The sequence below is a fragment of the Chitinophaga pinensis genome (genome assembly GCF_007896845.1).
Taxonomy (GTDB): Bacteria; Bacteroidota; Bacteroidia; order Chitinophagales; family Chitinophagaceae; genus Chitinophaga; species Chitinophaga pinensis_C.
Window position 1 is genome coordinate 186,717 of sequence record NZ_VOHS01000004.1, and the last position, 19,879, is coordinate 206,595.

Genomic DNA, 19,879 nt, shown 5'->3' on the forward strand with positions numbered 1-19,879 from the left:
TAAAAGTGCAGCAGGATATCCTGCCGCACTTTATCGGTTTGAATGACGGATATGTGGTTATCAGGGAATACTTATGCCGTTGCCTGAGCCGCTACACGCATATTACGGGCTGCAGCCACCATGTTGCGCAATGCCTGTTCTGTTTCCGGCCATTTGCGGGTTTTAAGTCCGCAGTCAGGATTTACCCAGATATTTCGCGCCGGCAGTAACTGTATCGCTTTTTCCAGCAGCTCAGTCATTTCCGCGACCGTAGGTACGCGTGGGGAGTGAATGTCATATACACCCGGTCCTATCTCATATGGATAATGGAAAGTGGAAAATACTTCGAGTAATTCCATCTGCGAACGGGAGGTTTCTATAGTGATCACATCTGCATCCATTGCCGCGATATTGCTGATAATATCATTGAATTCAGAGTAACACATGTGTGTATGGATCTGCGTGGCATCTTCTACGCCTGAAACCGATACGCGGAAGGCTTTTACAGCCCAGTCCAGATAAGACTGCCAGTCTGCCTGACGTAACGGGAGCCCTTCCCTGATAGCTGGTTCGTCTACCTGTATCACACGGATGCCTGCCTGTTCAAGATCTACCACTTCATCCCGGATCGCCAGTGCTATCTGTAATGTGGTTTCAGAACGGGGCTGATCATCGCGTACAAATGACCATTGCAGAATAGTAACCGGACCGGTCAGCATGCCTTTCATAGGTTTGTCTGTCAATGATTGTGCATAACTGCTCCATTCAACTGTCATCGGTGTACTACGCTGTACGTCGCCATATATCACTGGTGGTTTTACACATCTGGAGCCATAGCTTTGTACCCAGCCGTTTTTGGTGAACACAAATCCTTCCAGTTGTTCACCGAAATATTCTACCATGTCATTCCGCTCAAACTCACCATGTACCAATACATCAATACGCAGACTTTCCTGCAGCTGTACAGAATCCTGTATGGCCTTGCGAATAGCAGTGTCATAGCCTTCTTTTGTGATATCTCCTTTTTTGAGATCGGCGCGTAGTTTTCTGATATCTTCTGTTTGTGGAAAAGAACCGATGGTCGTTGTCGGAAACAGCGGTAATTGCAATACTTTTTCCTGTGCTTTCTGACGGGTGATGAATGGACTCTTACGTTCAGCATCAGCAGCAGTCAGGGCGGCCAGACGTGCTTTTACAGCTGGTTTGTGGATAATGGCGGCCGTTGCTCTTTCCTGCATAGTGAGCTGATTCGCCTGTAACAGTTCGTGATGGCCGTTCAGAATATCTTTCAGAGCAACCACTTCATATACCTTCTGTTTTGCGAAAGCCATCCAGTTTTTAATCTGTGGTGTAAGCACAGCTTCATCGGTTTCCAGTTCCAGATCATAAGGCGTATGCAACAGGGAACAGGAGCTTGCTATCAACACCCGGTCTTTGCCAAGGGCAGCAACCGCTTTGTTAATAAGCGACAGGGAAGTATCATAGTTATTTTTCCAGATATTACGACCATTCACCACACCGATGGAAAGCTGTACATTTTCAGGTAACGCAGCTAATACGGTATCCAGTTGTGCGGGTGCTCTCACCAGATCTATATGTAAAGCATCTACGGGCAGTTTTGTTGTCAACGCTGTATTGTCCTGCAAACCGCCAAAGTAAGTAGTAAGCAGTAGTTTCAATGCAGGTACTGCTTTTCTGATCTGTGTATAGGCCTGCAGGAAAAGATCCTGTTGTGCGGGTGTGAGATCAAGTACCAATGTTGGTTCATCTATTTGTACCCATGTTGCACCCGCCTGATGCAGCGACTGTAATACCTGAATATATACCGGTAACAGCTGATCGAGTAAAGCAGACAATTGCAGAGAATCATCTTTTATTTTTCCCAGCAGCAGGAAACTGACAGGGCCTACCAATACAGGTTTGGTGTGAATACCGATAGACAGCGCTTCTTTGAACTCTTCCAGACATTTATTATACAACAAACTAAATTGTTGTGAAGCATCAAACTCCGGTACCAGATAGTGATAATTGGTATCAAACCACTTGGTCATTTCCATAGCGGTTGCATCAAATCCGTTTTTTTGATAACCACGTGCCATAGCAAAGTATAACTCCGGACTACTCGGTGTCACAAGACTTTCCTTTAATGCCTGAAAGCGGGCGGGTATAGCGCCGGTCATGATACACATATCCAGTATCTGATCGTAGTAAGAGAAGTCATTTGAAGGAATCAGGTCAATACCTGCCTGATGTAAGGTCTCCCAGTTTTGTCGGCGTAATTGTCTGGCTGTAAGCTGTAATTTTTCAAGAGAGATTTTTCCGGTCCAATAGGCTTCGTTTGCCTTCTTCAATTCCCGGTTGCTACCAATACGCGGATAGCCAAGAATGTTGGTTTGCATACTTGCATGTTTTAAAGGAGTGAGATAATAGGAGACTTACTGCAGGTATGCGATGCGAAGAATGAGAGGGACAGGAACAGGCGGCAGATCGCTGACGGAATGTCAACGGTATGGTGCCGGTACTGATAACCTGATGACTGCTCCATATTCGCGAAAGCATACATCAATCTGTCTGAGGCAAGTATCCTGGCTTGTAACAGTTATGACCGTCCTTCTCACTGGTATATCTGCAGATATACCCGGTAATGGACATATGCCGGTCATAACCCGGGAGGTTACTTACAGTTGCGCGTCAGCCCGTGATTTACACACGGTTCCTTTTTAATTCCTTCTTTTTTAAAGAAGGAAACCGCAAACAGTTATTGAGTGGCATTTAAGTTCCAGATCAAATATAAGTAACCTTGTCTATTTTCTGTGCAAACTTAGTATTGTGGAACAAAATAATGATAAATTATTTTTATTTGGTGTTTTGTTCTTAAATGTGTTTTTATAAAGATGATTGTGCTGTTTTAGCCCGGAATCACCATCTAAACAGTGATTTTTTCCGTAGCACGTAGAAAACGGGCTGTACTTATTTGCCGGAATCCGAAATTCCTTACGTTTGCAATATGTTCAATAATTATAAATACACGGTAACTGAGCGCTTTATGCGCTATGTACAGATAGATACGCAATCAGATCCACTTAGCAAGACTTTCCCTTCCACAGAAAAGCAGAAAGACCTTGGACGCCTGTTAGTCAGTGAATTACAGGAAATGGGTATCAAAGATGCCATCATGGATGAACATGGATATGTGTTTGCCACGATCCCCGCTAATACGGATAAACAGGTGCCTGTCATCTGTTTCTGCTCTCATATGGATACTTCCAGTGATTGTAGTGGTAAGGATGTAAAGCCTATCGTTCACCGTCAGTATGATGGAGGTGATATTGCTTTACCGGAGGAAGGAACAGTGATAAAGGCAGCTGAGCATCCTTATCTGGTTTCTAAAAAAGGAGATGATATCATTACCGCCAGCGGAACAACGCTGTTAGGTGCTGATGATAAAGCAGGTGTAGCCGAAATCATGGATGCGGCGCATTTCCTGCTGGTACATCCTGAGATTAAACATGGTGATATCCGTATTCTGTTCACACCGGATGAAGAAGTAGGACGTGGTGTGGAAAAGCTGGATATGCAGCGTCTGGGTGCACAATTTGGCTATACAATGGATGGTGGTGAACGCGGTTCACTGGAGAATGAAAGCTTTTCTGCGGATGGTGCGAAGATCGTTATAAACGGTGTCAGCGTACATCCGGGAACTGCGAAGGATAAACTGGTGAGTGCCATTAAGATAGCCAGCGAAATCGTGGATGCACTTCCGAAAGACAGCTTGTCACCCGAGACCACCGAAGACCGTCAGGGCTTTATTCACCCGGTAAGGATACACGGTATCGTGGAGCATGCGGAAATAGATTTTATCCTTCGTGACTTTGTAACGGCAAAATTGGATGACCATGCCGCTTTCCTGCGCAATATTATGAACACTGTGATGGCCCGTTATCCACAGGCCAGCGCCACGCTGACCGTTACGCAGCAATACCGTAACATGAGAGAGGTACTGGACCTGCATCCACAGGTAACAGCTAATGCTGAAGAGGCCATCCGCCGCGCCGGAGTAGCGCCTTTAAGGCTGATCATCCGTGGTGGAACTGATGGTTCCCGGCTCTCTTTTATGGGCTTACCCTGTCCGAATATCTTCACCGGAGAGATGGCCCTGCACAGCAAAAATGAGTATGTGAGTATCCAGGACATGGAAAAAGCCGTGCAAACTATTGTCCATCTGGCACAGGTTTGGGAAGAACGTAGCTAATTAGTTCGTTGATTGGCAATATTTTGTCAGAACATACGTTAAATGTTTACCATATTATTGGTATCTTCCTCCCTTGTTGCATTTGAAATATATACTTTTGCAAGGTTAAAAATTTATTCATGCTCTTAGGACTCGTTACATTATTACAGGATTCTCTATTACAGCCAAAGGCAGACACAGTTGCCACAGCGGCTACTGCAGCTGCAGCCGATCAGCAAATCAGATTACTCGACCTGCTGGCAAAAGGTGGTGTGCTGATGATACCTCTGGGTATACTTTCCGTGATCGCCGTTTTCGCCTTCGTGGAAAGATATCTGACTATCTCCAAAGCTGGTAAGCTGGAAGATAACTTCATGCCGATGATCAGAGATCATATCTCTAATGGCAATATCTCCGCTGCCCGTTCTTTGTCAAAAAACACCAATAGTCCTATAGCACGTATGATTGACAAAGGGGTACAACGTATAGGTAAACCTATCGAGAGTATCGAGAAATCCATGGAGAACGTAGGTAAACTGGAAATCTATAAGATGGAAAAGAATCTGGTGATTCTGTCCATTATCGCAGGTATCGCTCCAATGTTCGGGTTTCTGGGTACTATCGCAGGTATGATCCAGACATTCTTTAACATCTCCATCACATCCGATATCACCCTCGGTACTATCGCAGGTGGTATCTATGTAAAGATGATCACTTCCGCTACTGGTCTGATCATTGGTCTGGTAGCCTACATTGGTTACAGCTTCCTGAATGCGCAGATTGATAAGGTGATCAATAAAATGGAAGGAGCTTCAGCAGAGTTCATTGATATTTTGCAGGAACCAACAAGATAAATCATCGATCATCTGTAATTGTAAAATATGAACTTACGCAATAGAAGAAACAAGCGGCATGTGGAGCTGCACAACGGCGCACTGAATGATATCCTGTTCATTCTGTTGCTGTTCTTCCTGATCGTATCTACTCTGGCCAATCCGAATGTAATCAAGCTGACATTGCCGAAAGCAAAAAGCAACACGAAAGCTAAACAAACGGTGGTTGTCAGCATCAATGATAAAAAGGAATTCTTCGTAGGTACCAACAAAGTACCTTTCGAAAGCCTGAAACAAATGCTGATCCCAGCACTGGGACGTGAAACAGTGGATCCTACCATTGTTATCAATGCCGAAAAAACAGTGCCGGTGGAAGAAGTGGTGAAAGTGATGGAAGTAGCCCGTGAAATCGGTGCAAAAGTGGTATTGGCTACAGCTAATCCACAGAGTAAAGGATAATAAACCAATGTATTATACCGCGGTCCGGAATGGCATTATGCTGTTCCGGACCGTTTTTTTTATACCGGCTGGAGCTCCGTGGATGCCGGTTGCACAACAGGTAGTATCAGACTGAAAGTAGCGCCCTTCCCATTTTCACTGCTAGCCATTATGGTACCATGATGACGTTGTACGATCTTCTTACATAAGGCCAGTCCGAGACCAGTACCGTCGTATTTGTCCTTTGAGTTCAACCGGGTGAATGTATCGAAGATCTTTTCGCTTTGCTGCTGATCAAAGCCTATTCCGTTGTCAGTGATAAAGATATTGTAACAGGCTTCTTGATGCTGCAGTACCGGAGTCGCCCCGATGCTGATAACAGGTTGCTCCTCTTCAGTGGTGAATTTCAGTGAGTTATTCAGTAGATTATAGAATAACTGGTGTATCAGTATACGGTCGCCTTCTATGACTGGTAGCGGACCGGCATTTACGACTGCATGTTTTTGCTGGATCAGGACTTCCAGATCATTCCTGATCTCTTCTATAATGAGATTCAGGTCGATTTGCTCATTGATCTGCCGGGCGCCGTTCTGAACGGAGTAGTTGAGTACACCTTCTATCATGGTAGACATACGCTCTGCAGAAGACTGGATCTTATCCAGATAGGTCTTCCCTCCTTCATTCAGTAAATGGCCTGTTTCATCCTGCAGCCTTGATGTGAATATCTTGATCTTGCGGACAGGTTCTTTCAGGTCGTGACTGGCCACATGTGCGAACTGTTTCAGCGTATCATTGGAACTCTGCAGGGCCGCATTCACATTATTGAGTTCATTGGTCCGCTCTCTGACACGGGTTTCCAGTTGTGCCATCAATGCCTTCCGTTCTGCTATTTCCCTGTACCATTCTATTACAATACCGGCTGTCCTCGCCAGTAATTCTACGGCCTCTCTGTCTTCGGGAGCAGGTGTTTGTTCAGTAGTATAATACAATGCGAATGTTGCGAGTGGTCGCTGTTGCGAAGAAAGGATCGGTATAGACCAGCAGGCACGCAGGCCATGTGATAAGGCCAGTTCTTTATAATCGGCCCATAGCGGGTCATTGGCAATGTTCTGTACGGTAATTTCTTCGCCGGTGAAGGCAGCAGTTCCGCAGGAGCCTACAGCCGGGCCGATCTCTACGCCGTTGACAGCTTCATTGTAAGCTGCCGGCAGGCTGGGGGATGCACCATGTAACATTCGTCTTCCCTCCGGATCTATCAGCAGAATGGAAGCCATTAAAGAACCATCTGACTGATCTTCCACTGTTTTTACCAGTGTTTCCAGTACTTCTTTGATGGGCTTGCCGTGTACCGCCTGTTCCAATGCATATTTCTGCCCCCTGAGGATGATATCATGCCTTTTTAGTGTCTGTTCTGACTGTTTTCTTGCTGTAATGTCACGGGTAACAGCCAGTTGTGAAAATGTGCCATCTCCATTGGGCATAGGAACGGCGTGTGTTTCCATATGACGGCGGGTGCCGTTAAGACCGATAATATCAAACTCCCAGTTCAGGCTTTCACCATTGCATACCCTGTTATGCTTTTCTATCCAGTTTTCCCTATACTCAGGAGCGATGATATCAAATACACAACATCCCTCAACAGTTTGTGCTTCAGTGGCTTCCACCATGCACAGCCCTGCTTTGTTCATAAACTGCAGCGTACCGTCCGGAGCCACAATCTTGATACATTCCGGGGTCGCTTCAATAACAGCCTTTAAACGGGCCTCATTCGTGCCTAAAAGATGTTGTACTTCCATCGTCCTCAGTTTACGGAAAATTGAACTTGCATTCCTATCCAAATTTCGGATTATTCAGCGTATATTCTTTAAAATTTTATAGCATCTGATCGCCATTTATTGATTAGATTAGTCTTTATTCTTTTAGGCGTCCATTTAAAAACTCACTAGACTATGAAACTTTGCGTAGCGCAGGCAAGAGCGGTAAAAGGGGACATCCTGAGTAACATCGAAAATCATAAAAAGATCATCGCACTCGCGGTATCCAATGGCGCAGATACCATCATCTTCCCCGAATTATCTATCACAGGTTATGAACCCACCCTGGCAAAAGAACTGGCCACAGAACTGCATGATGAAAGATTAAATGTCTTTCAGGATATCAGTGATGAAAAAACGGTTACCATCGGAGTAGGGGTACCGTTAAAAACGGCGGCGGGTATTACGATCAGTATGGTGTTGTTTCGGCCGCAGGAAAGCCGGAATGTATATGCGAAGAAATACCTGCATGCGGATGAAGATCCTTATTTCGTCAGCGGAGAAAGCAGTATCAGTCTGCTGGGAGAAGATGGAGATGTGGCGCTGGCCATCTGTTACGAGCTATCCGTTCCACAACATGTAGAGGACGCTTACAAATGTGGTGCACAATTTTACCTCGCCAGTTCTGTAAAATCTACGGGTGGCATTGAGAATGCCTTTGACCGTTTGTCCAGAATAGGCAGTGAATATGATATGATGGTCCTCTTATCTAATGCCGTGGGTGAATCGGACGGTTTCCAGTGCGCCGGTAAATCTGCTGTATGGGATAGTACCGGTGCCGTCCTTGAACAGCTGGATGCCACCAGTGAAGGGATTCTGATACTGGATACAGACACCCGTACTGCGATGTCAGTCATTATCTGACAAAAAAAAGCGTCCCCCGTTAAGAGAGACGCTCCTTCTTGCTATAATGAAATGGATGATTATTGTTTTTTCTCCAGCAGTTTGAAGAACTGATCCAGCTGAGGCAGAATCACGATACGTGTACGACGGTTAGTCGCGCGGCCTTCTGGTGTATCATTGCTGGCAATTGGCAGATATTCACTTCTACCCGCAGCAGTGATATGAGCTGGCGGAATATTGTAGTCGTTCTGCAGTACTCTTGTTACAGCAGTTGCTCTTTTCACACTCAGATCCCAGTTGTCCAGTAATACACCTTTCTTATAAGGATTGCTGTCGGTATGACCTTCTACCATGAATTCGATATCCGGTTGGTTTAACAGCACTTTAGCCACTTTACCGAGTACTTCCTTCGCTTTTGGTGTAACGTCATAACTACCGCTTTCAAACAGCATTTTATCGGAAATATCGATATACACTACGCCTTTTTCCACTTTGATGTTAATATCCTTGTCGTCCAGATTACCGATAGCACCTTTCAGGTTCATTACGAGTGCCATGTTGAGTGAGTCTTTACGTGCAATCGCAGACTGCAGGTCCTGTATGTAGGCGTCTTTAGCCCCGATGTTATCCAGTGATTTTTTGATGCTTTCTGCCTGTGAATTACTGATTACAGAAAGGTCTTTCAACTGATTAAGTAAGGTGCTGTTATTTTGTTTAAGCCCTTCTACTCTTTCCTCATTTACGTTTCTGCTGCGTTCAAAAGCAGATGCGGTATCACGCAGACTGCGCTGGCAATCTTCCAGTTTACCCTGTAAGCTTGCATACTGCGATGATAGTTCCGCATACTTCGCCTCAGAAGCTTTAAACTTCTTCGTGCTCACGCAGGAAAATAAGAAAATCGGAAGGGATAATGATAGTGCTATGAATCTAAGTTTCATATAAATTGTGTTTGTTTTTAATGACTCTTGCTGTTGTCCTGTTTAATGCCCATAAATCCAACACCATGCCACTTTTTGCTACGCAATCATGTATATTCCTGATAAATTGTTAAAAGACATCAACTAATGGGAAATTCGCAATTCATTATATTGTCTTCTCATAGCTGAAAAGCCTAATCTGATTGTCCTATTTTAGTAGCTGTAGAAATTTCATTTATCCACAAACTCTCGGGTCTCAAAATCTAAAAATCGTATTCAGACATTATGAAGAATGTTTTCTTTTTGCGTCTTGCACTGGGCATGCTGCTGGCAATGCCGGCCATGTTAAAGGCGCAGGTAAAATCAACCGCAAAACCACTCGCAACATTACAACAGGAATTTGTTGATCTGCGTTTTGGTATGTTTATCCACTTTAACATTCCAACATTCGCTGATCAGGATTGGCCTGATCCGGAAGCACCGGTATCACTGTTCAATCCTAAAAAATTGGATTGTAATCAATGGGCAGCAACTGCAAAAGCAGCGAACATGAGTTATGGCTGTCTGACCACCAAACATCACAGTGGTTTCTGTATCTGGGATACAAAGACGACAGATTATAATGTGATGAACAGCCCTTACAAAAAAGACGTTGTAAGAGAATATGTAAACGCATTCAGGGCTAAAGGACTGAAAGTAATGTTGTATTACTCCATTCTGGATACCCATCACAAACTCCGTCCGCATGACATTACCCGTCAGCACATCGACATGGTAAAAGCACAGCTGACCGAACTGCTGACCAACTACGGAGAAATCAGCGCACTCATTATCGACGGATGGGATGCTCCATGGTCAAGGATCTCTTATGATGAAGTGCCATTTGAGGAGGTTTATCGCCTCATTAAGACCCTGCAGCCTAACTGTCTGGTAATGGACCTCAACGCGGCAAAATATCCGACAGAAGCCCTGTTTTACACCGATATCAAGTCTTATGAGCAGGGTGCAGGTCAGCACATCTCCAAAGAAGCAAACAGACTGCCGGCATTATCCTGCCTGCCGATCAACAGCGCATGGTTCTGGAAATCTGATTTCCCGGCTACGCCTGTAAAAGATCCGGCAAAACTGGTAGATGATATTCTGGTTCCTCTGAACAAAGCATGGTGTAACTTCATCCTGAACGTAGCGCCTAACCGTGATGGTCTGATTGATCCTAACGCTGTGAAGGCATTGGAAGAGGTAGGAAAACGCTGGAAAAATACAGGTGCTATGCCTGCGCTTACACCGGCTGAAGCACCGATCATTTCTTCTAATATCGCAAAATTCCAACGTAGCAATTCCAGCTGGAGCAATGACATGAATATCATGGATTTCGCAAATGATGACCGTTTCGGTACCAGCTGGCAGTCTAACCCTGCTGTGAAACAACCATGGTATGAAGTTATCTTTGATAAAGATAAAAGCTTCAACATGATCACTATCGTTGAAGACGGCAGCAATATCAAAAAATACCGCCTCGAATACAATGAAAATGGTGTGTGGAAACCACTAACGCAAGGCGAAGGCGGTGGTCGCGTGAAGATTCACCGCTTTAACAGAGTATGGGGTGGTAAAGTGCGTATCCTGATCGACGAATTCAAAGACGCTCCTGCTATCGCAGAATTTGGCGTTTTCGATGAAAGAAGATAGTTTACTACTTATAAGCTTATTAGAAAGGCTTCATCCTTCGTTGATCCTTCGTTTATAAACGAAGGATCAACGAAGGATGAAGCCTTTCTAATAGCTATTTTACTACGTATTATATCTGCTACAGGAATCATCTTACACAAGAAGGCCGTCCGCCGAAGGTGGACGGCCCCAGGTTTATACATAGTCTATATTCGGTCGTCGTCCAATAATATGCTACCGAGGCAGATCATCGTCACATCTTCAATCAATCCAACGATAGGATCGGGGGTACGGGTGATCTGGCCTATTTTCTTTCGCGCATAATAAGTCACATAAGCCCCGGCACAGGCGGCTGCAGCACCTACAAGCGCTCCCAGCCATACATTCTTTTGTCTTCGTTTACTCACTATCGCTCCGGTAATGGCGCCTGATATGCCGCGTCCAACGAGTCCGGATGGGGCTATTCTGTCACCTATACCCGGTAGTTTATCCACATAAGCCTCACCGGCAGCCATCATCGTCAGTACTTTATTTTCTGGAAACAGTAATGCCGGCGCCAATGTAGCACGAGATCCGGCAATAACACTTACTCCTGCAATAACAGCAACATCCGCGGTAGTTTTTTTCATCCTGTCCGTTTTTAATGGTGAACGCTTAATTGATAACGCGTAAAATCATACCAGTTTCGTATGCTGTAAGCATACCCGGTTAGAATCTGCAATCCGTATCGGAAGGTTGATATATGCTTATACGTGCGTGACATTGACCGGAGAAGCAGTCAGAAAAGGGTAATTCAGTAGATGTTGATAAAATTTGACTGCGCTGCTTAATGTGTTGAGTCCTAATAATTAGGGGTGTGAGTGCGTCGCGCTCATGTGGTATTGCTGCATAATTGTGTGTAGAATGCACTACATTCTGGCATCTATTTTGGGATAAGGAGTGTACGAATGGCCTTTCTTCCATTATTTGACCCAGCTGCATATTTTCCCTCACTTCCTTTTCTCCATTGATGATTGTCATCTGTTCAGTGTCTGAAGGCATTCAGATGCAATCTAACCCGTGCGCAGGTCTGTATCAAGTCCACCTCAATTCCACTTCAAGTCCACCTTTATAGCCGCGCAACTACCCCCTCTCTCCATTAACAACAGCTATTTCAACCAGCTGAAATAGGATCTTATACCAGCCGCAACAGGGCGTGGAAAAATTCCTACGTTTCATGGAAAAAATAATTAATATTATGCTTTATTATCAGATTATCACATGGCAACGTATCTGGATTTTTTACAACAATATCCAAAACACCTGGGTGATCCTCAGGGAGTTAATGCAGAAGAGATTAAAGCAATTGAGTTACAGTATAATGTGAAGCTTCCTCTGGCCTATGTAGAATTCATCTCTGTTTTCGGAAAGAAAAAGGGGCGTATTCTTAGAAACTATTCCAGCGAAGTAGCCTATCTGGCACAGAACAGGAAAGATGCGATCAAATCATTGGGAGATATGGGTACTACAGCTTTTGTAATAAAAGACAGTCACTTCTTCTTCGGTCAGTGGCAGGGGCTTTCCTCTTATTTCTTTGATTGTGCATCAGAGGAAGATGATCCTGTCGTGTATGTACTGGATGCAGGTAAGGCTGATGTTTTTAAACCTTCCTTTTCTCAATTGATCAGAGAAGAGCTGAATAAAGTATTAAAGTTTGATGGCGTTATTAAGAAATAACGGTTTGTTACGCTACTTTTGTCACATCTGATAATTTACAAGTCCGGCATTGGACAGATAGCCAGACATAATACAGCAGGCGGCGTATCAGATTCTGCCGCCTTCCATTGAAGAGCAGCACTTGTCCGATTCAGTTATTATTCCCTTAAAACTCCTGCTATGTTCTTTTGAGCGGGCAAATGCTGATATCAGAGCGCCAGTAGTAATAATACATTTCATTTTCGTGTAGTCTGGTTGATTGATCAGGGGGCTGGAACCAGCCGGGGTGAAACATGCTGGAAGTAAAGGAAATTTATCATGAACAATATTCTCACAGAACAGGAAGCGATCCAATTACAGGAAGAGCTGCGGTCAAGGGTGATCCGGACAGACCAGCTTTCTGCTGATATAAAACTCATTGCCGGTGTTGATGTAGAGTATGACAAAGAAAGCGATCTCATTGCCGGTGCTTTCGTCTTACTTGATTTTAACACACTGGAAGTAGTGGAGGTGGCCACGCATTGTATGCAGGTTACTTTTCCGTATATCCCGGGACTGTTTTCTTTCAGGGAAATGCCGGTATTACTGGAAGCGTGGAAGAAACTGGAACGCCGGCCTGACATTATTGTCTGCGACGGACAAGGGCTGGCGCATCCCCGTCGTTTCGGACTTGCCTGTCACATGGGTGTATTGCTGGATGTACCAACACTCGGATGTGGTAAGACCCGCCTGTTTGGAAAATATGAAGCACTGGCGGCAGAGAGAGGTGCTGTAAGTCCTTTGCTGGCAGAAGACAACGGAGAACATATTGGCAATGCCCTCAGAACACAGAATGGCATCAGCCCGGTATTTGTTTCCACCGGACATAAAATATCTTTGGAGACAGCTACCGCATTGGTGCTGAAAATGTGCGTAAGCTACCGTTTGCCTGAAACGACCCGCAAGGCAGATCATTACGGAAGAGAAGCTTTTATTGCATTCAGAGAAAATGAAGGGAAGGCGCTTTTGTGATAAAATTTATTCTGCTATCTTAACAGGTACCAGAAACTAAATCGTCACGTCAATGAAACAAAGGCTCCTATCGCTCGACTTCTTTCGCGGATTAACCGTTGCTGCCATGATATTGGTAAATAATCCGGGAAGCTGGTCGTATGTCTATCCACCACTGGAACATTCAAAATGGAATGGTTGCACACCTACAGACCTTGTTTTCCCTTTCTTTCTTTTTATGGTCGGGGTGTCCGTTACTTTTGCACTGAGCAGCCGGAAGGCGGATGTCAGCGGACATGCCTCATTGATCATCCATATCATCCGCCGGGCGGCGATACTTTTTGCCATCGGTCTCGCCTTTCGTCTGATCCCTTCATTTGATTTCCACAATCTGAGAATTTTAGGCGTATTACAGCGCATTTCTATCGTTTTCCTTGTTATCTCCTTACTGTACTTAAAAACGGGCGCTAAGACCCGTATATGGCTCTGTTTTTCGTTTCTGGTAATTTACTGGCTGCTGATGACAGTGGTGCCTGTGCCTGGCTACGGTCCGGCCAATCTGGAACCGGAAACCAATCTCGCTGCCTGGATAGACAGGACTGTCCTTGGTGAACAACATCTTTGGAAACAGGCCCGTACCTGGGATCCGGAAGGTCTGCTCAGTACATTACCTGCTATATCGACAGGTTTGTTGGGTATTATGACCGGCGACTGGCTACGCAGAAAAGATGTGGCAGATGCGGAAAAGGTGTCGTGGTTATTTGCTGCAGGTTTTTTGTCCGTACTCGCAGGACTGATCTGGGATGGCTTTTTCCCGATCAATAAATCACTATGGACAAGTTCCTTTGTTTTGTATACCGGTGGCCTCGCCGCTATGGGCCTTGCACTTTCTTACTGGCTGATCGATGTGCAGCAGTACAAAAGTATCACACCACCTTTTGTGGCCTTTGGATGGAATGCTATTACTGCTTATGTTTTATCAGGCGCCATTCCGATGATATTTAAAGGCATGTCAGGTGGCATGTTCCATGCATACGGCAGTTTTTTATCTCCGCTCAATGCATCCCTTGCAGCCGCGATCACATTGGTCCTCCTGATGTTCATACCAGTATGGATCATGTATAAAAGAAATATTATCGTAAAAATCTGATGTGAACGAAAATGTTATCAACGGGCGGTATTTTTTTTGTATTATTAGGAATCGTCTTGATAAACTAACTGCCAATGCAATCGGAGAGTCACGTGTTATGGTGGAATGCGTTTAAACAGGGGGATTGGGACGCTTTTACTGCGCTCTACGGTGAGTTTTATGAATTGTTGAACAATTACGGCCGCAAATTTACGCAGGATGCGGATCTGATCCAGGATGTAGTACATGATCTCTTTGTAAGACTGTGGACTACCCGTACACGTCTGGGCAATCCGGCCTCCGTGAAGAATTACCTGTATAAAGCGTTACGCTCTACATTGTTTCGTAAAATACAATCCCTGTCAAAATTTGTGGAACTGGATAATGCATCCGGACAGGGAACTTTTGCCGTTAATTTTATACCTGACGCCTCTTTTCGTCAGGAAGAACAGGAACTCAGAAATCAGGTCATTGCACTTGTTAATACACTGCCTGCCCGTCAGCAGGAAATCATCTTTCTCCGTTTTTATGAAGGCATGTCCTATGAGGAAATATCCGTCATTATGGACATTAATATGAGCTCCACATATAAATTATTATATAAGGCCCTCGACAACCTTCATAAAGTGTCAGATAAACGCTTCCTGACCTTCCTCAGCATAATGATATTCCTCTTTAGAAATTTTTCTAAAAAAATTCCGGTAGCAGAGGGATAATTTCAACCATGTCATGTCTAATAGTAGTAAATAGGGGATATCGTGATGAACAATGAAAAATATACGACGTATACACTGGAGAATTTCCTTGATGATGATGCCTTCATTAAATGGGTATCAGGCAAAGAGCAGGATGTTCTTATAGCACAGTTCTGGAGCGAATTCCCTGTACAGTACCCTTCAGTTGCTGATAACTTCAATTTTGCTGTCAGCGTGATCCGTACTTACCGTTCACAGGAAATCTGGGAAAATAAGGACAACAAGGCGCATTTGCTGGATAGGATCACTGCTACCATTGCAGCAGAAGAATCCCGTCGTCCGGGTATCTTCCGCAGAATGAATGTCTGGGTAAGAGCAGCCGCTATCGCACTGGTAGCTACTGCCGGCGGATATCTGATCTACAGTAAGCTGAACAGGCCGCACATGGAGATGATCGCAACAGGATACGGCGAAAAAAGAACGATCACCCTGCCCGACCATTCAGTGGTAACATTGAACGCTACATCTTCAATCTCCTTTCTGGAAAAATGGGATACCGTCGCTCCGAGGGAAATATGGATAGACGGAGAAGCATTCTTCGATGTTAAGCACCTGAACAGGGATACCACCAATGTAAGACCCGGTCAGCGTTTCCTTGTACACAGCAACGGGCTGACCATCGAAGTACTGGGTACTTCATTTAATGTAAGAAGCCGCCACGGAAAAACAAAAGTAGGACTGGTAACAGGAAAAATACAGGTAGGGTTCAAAGAAGGACCAACTGCACCCAAAGCAGTGGTCATGTTGCCTGGAGATTATATCGAGTATGCAGACAATCATTTATTGCTAACCAAAAAAATAAACAAACCAGAATCGATCAGACGTTGGATACAGGTACCACTGACGTTTACAGATGCCACTTTAGGAGAAATAATAGAGACATTACAGGATAATTACGGTTATACTGTAAAGGTCAGTGAACAATCCATCAAAAAGCTAAAGATAGAGGGAGATATTAACGTAGCTAACGTAGAAGAACTATTGACTGTAATTACCACTACGCTCAACGTCAAAATTGAACAGCCTTCAGAGAAGGAATTAGTCATCGCTTCAGGAAAGTAAACAGTGTGAAAAACACACGTTTAACGCGGGAATACCAGGACACGTAAAAAAAAACTATGAACATTTTGAACCAAAATCTCGTTTTGGGGCTGCTCTCTTGTGCCCTGCTGCCAGGTATTGCCATATCTGCCAGTGCACAGACGCCCTCGATGTATGCCATGAGGCAGTCTGATAAGATCCCTGTAAAACACGTATCTGCCACTGTGTCTCTTAAAGAAGCTTTAATAAAGCTAAAGAAATTTCAGAATGTCCGTATCGCTTATAAAGAGGGATTACTGGATGGGAAACTAATATCAGCAGAACTAATGGAAAAAGCAGAAGGCATGGAGACAGAAGCGGCATTACGCCTGCTCTTATCTGACTTTGCGCTTGCTTATATGCGTGTCAATAAAACACAATATTCTATATATACACCTTCCGCTTCCACCATACTTAATGTGAACAGTCTCATGGCTGATAAACTGAAAGGTAAAGTGACAGGTCCTGATGGTTCACCAGTGCCCGGCGCCAGCATTGTACTGAAAGGTAATTCCAATGTCGCTGCAATGGCCGGCCCGGATGGTAGTTTTGAGTTGAATCTCAAAGGTGCTACACCTCCGTTCGTACTCGTGATCAGCTCTATGGGCTTTGCTAAAAAAGAAGTGAATGTAACCGATGCGGATGCACCACTGGCTATCAGTCTCGCAGAATCAAATGAATCATTATCCGAAGTAGTCGTTACTGCGCTCGGTATCAGAAAGGAAAAGAAAGCTCTGGTATACGCAGTGTCTGAAGTAAAAGGCAGTGAGTTTACACAGGCACGTGAAGTGAACGTAGCCAATGCACTGAGCGGAAAGATTCCCGGTGTGAATGCAACCAGTCTGGCCAGCGGTCCCGGTGGTTCCAGCCGTGTGATCATCCGTGGCAACAGCTCTCTTGGTAGTAATAACCAGCCACTGTATGTAGTGAATGGTATGCCGATCGATAATACCACACCGGGTGGCGCGCCTACTACTGGTGGTGGCGGACAAAACGTAGACAGAGGGGATGGTATCGGTGGTATCAACCCGGATGATATCGAAACGATCAGTGTACTGAAAGGAGGTTCTGCAGCTGCATTGTATGGCTCCCGTGCTGCAAATGGTGTAATTGTGATCACCACTAAAAAAGGTCGTGCACGCAAAGGTATCGGTGTGGATTACAATACGACCATGACACTGGAATCGCCTGCTGTATTGCCTGAGTGGCAGTATGAATATGGTCAGGGTGATAAAGGGCTGAAACCAACTTCACAGGCAGAAGCCATCACTTATGGCCGCCGTTCATGGGGTACTAAAATGGATGGTACAGAATACATCGCTTTCGATGGAAAAATGCATCCTTATGTACCACAGAAAGATAATATCAAAAACTTCTACCGTACCGGATCTACCTTCACCAATACAGTAGCATTCAACGGTGGTAGTGAAGCAATAAATTTCCGCTTCTCTCTCTCAAACACCAACAGTAAAGCGATCATCCCCAATTCAAAGTTCGATAAGAAAATTGCGAACCTGAATCTGAACGCTTTTCTGGGTAAAAAACTGAGCATAGAAGCAATAGCGCAATATAATGTTGAGAATGCAACCAACCGTCCCAGTTCCGGGGATGCCACCGGTAACCCCAACTGGGGCGTTTATATGGTCGCCAACACAGTAGATGTACGCTGGATGGATCCGGGTTATGATGAAACCGGCCGCGAGATTCAGTGGAACGAAACAGCCTACGCTTCCAACCCTTATTTTGTTGTCAACAGATTCAAAAATAATGATACCAAAAACCGCTTTATTGGTCAGGCAAGTATCAAATACGATCTGCTGAAAAATCTTTATGTAAAAGGAACAGTGAGCCGTGACTTTTTTGATTACAATTATATCGGTATCATTCCAACCGGTACCGTGTACACAACTGGTGCAGCAGGTGAATACAGTGAACTAAGAAATTCTGTTGCTGAAACCAACTCTATGGTAACAGCCGGTTATAACACCAAGATCGCAGGTAATATTGGTGTAAACGCCCTGCTCGGTGCTAATGCGCGTCGTTTCAATACCAATCAGACAGCTATCGCTGGTACACAGTTTATCATTCCCTTCTTCTACAGCTCAACCAACCTGACCACCTCTACTACTACGCCAACAAGAGGTAAAGTAGCCACTAACTCAGTGTTTGGTTCATTGGATCTGGATTATAAATCCATCTTCTTCCTGAACTTCACTGCCCGTCAGGACTGGTTCTCTACGCTGAGTCCGCAGAGCAACAGTATCCTTTACCCATCAGTAGGTGGTAGTTTCATCCTCTCCGATGCGGTGAAGATGCCAAAGGCGATCAGCTTTGCAAAACTGCGTGCTTCATGGGCACAGGTAGGCGGTGCAACGCCTGAACCATATATCCTGAATCAGACATATACAATGTTACAGGGAGGTCATCTCGGTCGTCCGGTTCAACAGGTAACACAGTCCAATGCTGTAAATCTGGTAACCAACTCTACCCTGAAACCATTGACCTCTACGACATATGAAGTTGGTGGTGAAGCGCAGTTCCTGAATAACAGATTAGGCATTGACCTGACGTACTACAAAAAACAAACAACAGATGATATCGTAAGCACTGCGATCTCTACCGCTTCTGGTTATAACAATGCATTGCTGAACGTGGGTAAACTCTCTAACAAAGGTGTGGAATTACTCCTTACAGGTACCCCGGTCAAGCGTAAGGACTTCTCCTGGAATGTGAGCTACAACATGGCTTACAACGTGAGTAAAGTAGAACAGCTGGCAGCAGGTCTGAATACCTTGCAGATGGCAACAAGCGTAGGTAGCTGGGCATTTGTACACAATACAGTAGGACAACCTTATGGTATCATCATGGGGTATACAACGGTACAGAATGAAAAAGGACAGACCGTTTATAACAGCACTTCAGGCTATGAACAGAAGAGTGAACTGAAAGCATTAGGAAGAGGTGTACCACCACTGACGATGGGTCTGAGTAATACTTTTAATTACAAACGTCTGTCCCTCGACATTCTTGTAGATGGTAAATTCGGTAACAAAGTATTCTCCGGTACAGATGTATATGCTACCCGTTTCGGTCTGCACAAGAAAACACTGGTGGGTAGAGAGAATGGTATTGAACTGAATGGCGTGGATGAAAAAGGAAACGAATATCATAATACAATCCCTGTTGAAAACCTGCGTCTCTACTACGATAACACGAAGAACTACACTGATCATTTTCTGTATGATGGCAGTTTCGTGAAATTACGTCAGGTGGTATTAGGTTATCAGATCCCGGTTGCTAAACTCAAGATTGTACAGAGTGCGTCCCTGTCTTTCGTAGCACGTAACCTGCTGATCCTTTACAAAAAGACTGACAACTTCGATCCGGAATCCAGCTACACAAATGGCAACGCACAGGGCTTCGAAGCATTTGGTATGCCTCGTACAAGAAGCTTTGGTGCTAACCTGATGGTGAAATTCTAATCTCTTAAAACTACTACGGATGAAA

The 19,879-nt window shown here is 44.7% G+C and carries 15 protein-coding genes and 1 riboswitch; of the genes, 11 read left to right on the top strand and 4 right to left on the bottom strand.

Going from position 1 to position 19,879, the window contains the following annotated elements; translation table 11 throughout:
• Positions 1-71 precede the first annotated feature (71 nt).
• On the bottom strand, positions 72-2,378 hold the full coding sequence (gene metE / locus FEF09_RS05775; RefSeq protein ID WP_146304226.1) for a 5-methyltetrahydropteroyltriglutamate--homocysteine S-methyltransferase: 2,307 nt from the start codon (positions 2,376-2,378) through the stop codon (positions 72-74).
• 158 nt (positions 2,379-2,536) lie between these two features.
• Positions 2,537-2,747: riboswitch (cobalamin riboswitch) on the bottom strand.
• 239 nt (positions 2,748-2,986) lie between these two features.
• Between metE and pepT the strand changes: the two genes are divergently transcribed.
• The 3 genes from pepT (at position 2,987) to FEF09_RS05790 (ending at position 5,502) form a co-directional block, all read left to right on the top strand.
• Positions 2,987-4,231, top strand: a complete 1,245-nt coding sequence (gene pepT / locus FEF09_RS05780; protein ID WP_146304227.1) for a peptidase T — start codon at positions 2,987-2,989, stop codon at positions 4,229-4,231.
• Positions 4,232-4,350: 119 nt separating this feature from the next.
• Positions 4,351-5,064, top strand: coding sequence for a MotA/TolQ/ExbB proton channel family protein (locus FEF09_RS05785; protein ID WP_146304228.1), 714 nt, complete (start codon positions 4,351-4,353; stop codon positions 5,062-5,064).
• Positions 5,065-5,091: 27 nt separating this feature from the next.
• On the top strand, positions 5,092-5,502 hold the full coding sequence (locus FEF09_RS05790) for a biopolymer transporter ExbD (RefSeq protein WP_146304229.1): 411 nt from the start codon (positions 5,092-5,094) through the stop codon (positions 5,500-5,502).
• Positions 5,503-5,561: 59 nt separating this feature from the next.
• Here the strand turns inward: FEF09_RS05790 and FEF09_RS05795 are convergent, their stop codons facing one another.
• Complete coding sequence (locus FEF09_RS05795; protein WP_146304230.1) at positions 5,562-7,277, bottom strand: sensor histidine kinase; 1,716 nt, start codon at positions 7,275-7,277, stop codon at positions 5,562-5,564.
• Between the two features lie 153 nt (positions 7,278-7,430).
• Between FEF09_RS05795 and FEF09_RS05800 the strand changes: the two genes are divergently transcribed.
• Complete coding sequence (locus FEF09_RS05800) at positions 7,431-8,159, top strand: carbon-nitrogen hydrolase family protein (protein WP_146304231.1); 729 nt, start codon at positions 7,431-7,433, stop codon at positions 8,157-8,159.
• Positions 8,160-8,218: 59 nt separating this feature from the next.
• Here the strand turns inward: FEF09_RS05800 and FEF09_RS05805 are convergent, their stop codons facing one another.
• On the bottom strand, positions 8,219-9,076 hold the full coding sequence (locus FEF09_RS05805; RefSeq protein ID WP_146304232.1) for a flagellar motor protein MotB: 858 nt from the start codon (positions 9,074-9,076) through the stop codon (positions 8,219-8,221).
• A gap of 264 nt (positions 9,077-9,340) precedes the next feature.
• On the opposite strand from FEF09_RS05805, the gene FEF09_RS05810 reads away from it, so the two are divergent.
• A complete protein-coding gene (locus FEF09_RS05810; RefSeq protein WP_146304233.1) occupies positions 9,341-10,744 on the top strand; it encodes an alpha-L-fucosidase in 1,404 nt (467 codons plus the stop codon).
• 185 nt (positions 10,745-10,929) lie between these two features.
• Here the strand turns inward: FEF09_RS05810 and FEF09_RS05815 are convergent, their stop codons facing one another.
• Complete coding sequence (locus FEF09_RS05815; protein ID WP_146304234.1) at positions 10,930-11,352, bottom strand: hypothetical protein; 423 nt, start codon at positions 11,350-11,352, stop codon at positions 10,930-10,932.
• Between the two features lie 631 nt (positions 11,353-11,983).
• Here FEF09_RS05815 and FEF09_RS05820 point away from each other — a divergent pair.
• From FEF09_RS05820 to FEF09_RS05845, 6 genes are all read left to right on the top strand, one after another.
• Complete coding sequence (locus FEF09_RS05820) at positions 11,984-12,439, top strand: SMI1/KNR4 family protein (protein WP_146304235.1); 456 nt, start codon at positions 11,984-11,986, stop codon at positions 12,437-12,439.
• 297 nt (positions 12,440-12,736) lie between these two features.
• Positions 12,737-13,429 carry a deoxyribonuclease V gene (nfi, locus tag FEF09_RS05825; protein ID WP_146304236.1) on the top strand — a complete coding sequence of 231 codons (693 nt, stop codon included), beginning with the start codon at positions 12,737-12,739 and terminating at the stop codon, positions 13,427-13,429.
• Between the two features lie 52 nt (positions 13,430-13,481).
• The gene (locus FEF09_RS05830; protein ID WP_146304237.1) at positions 13,482-14,558 is read left to right on the top strand and encodes an acyltransferase family protein; all 1,077 of its coding nucleotides are present in this window, start codon (positions 13,482-13,484) and stop codon (positions 14,556-14,558) included.
• A gap of 74 nt (positions 14,559-14,632) precedes the next feature.
• Positions 14,633-15,253, top strand: coding sequence for an RNA polymerase sigma factor (locus FEF09_RS05835; RefSeq protein ID WP_146304238.1), 621 nt, complete (start codon positions 14,633-14,635; stop codon positions 15,251-15,253).
• A gap of 45 nt (positions 15,254-15,298) precedes the next feature.
• A complete protein-coding gene (locus tag FEF09_RS05840) occupies positions 15,299-16,354 on the top strand; it encodes a FecR family protein (RefSeq protein WP_261387360.1) in 1,056 nt (351 codons plus the stop codon).
• A gap of 56 nt (positions 16,355-16,410) precedes the next feature.
• Positions 16,411-19,854 (top strand): SusC/RagA family TonB-linked outer membrane protein, encoded by a 3,444-nt coding sequence (locus tag FEF09_RS05845; RefSeq protein WP_146304240.1) that lies wholly within the window; start codon positions 16,411-16,413, stop codon positions 19,852-19,854.
• Positions 19,855-19,879: the final 25 nt, after the last annotated feature.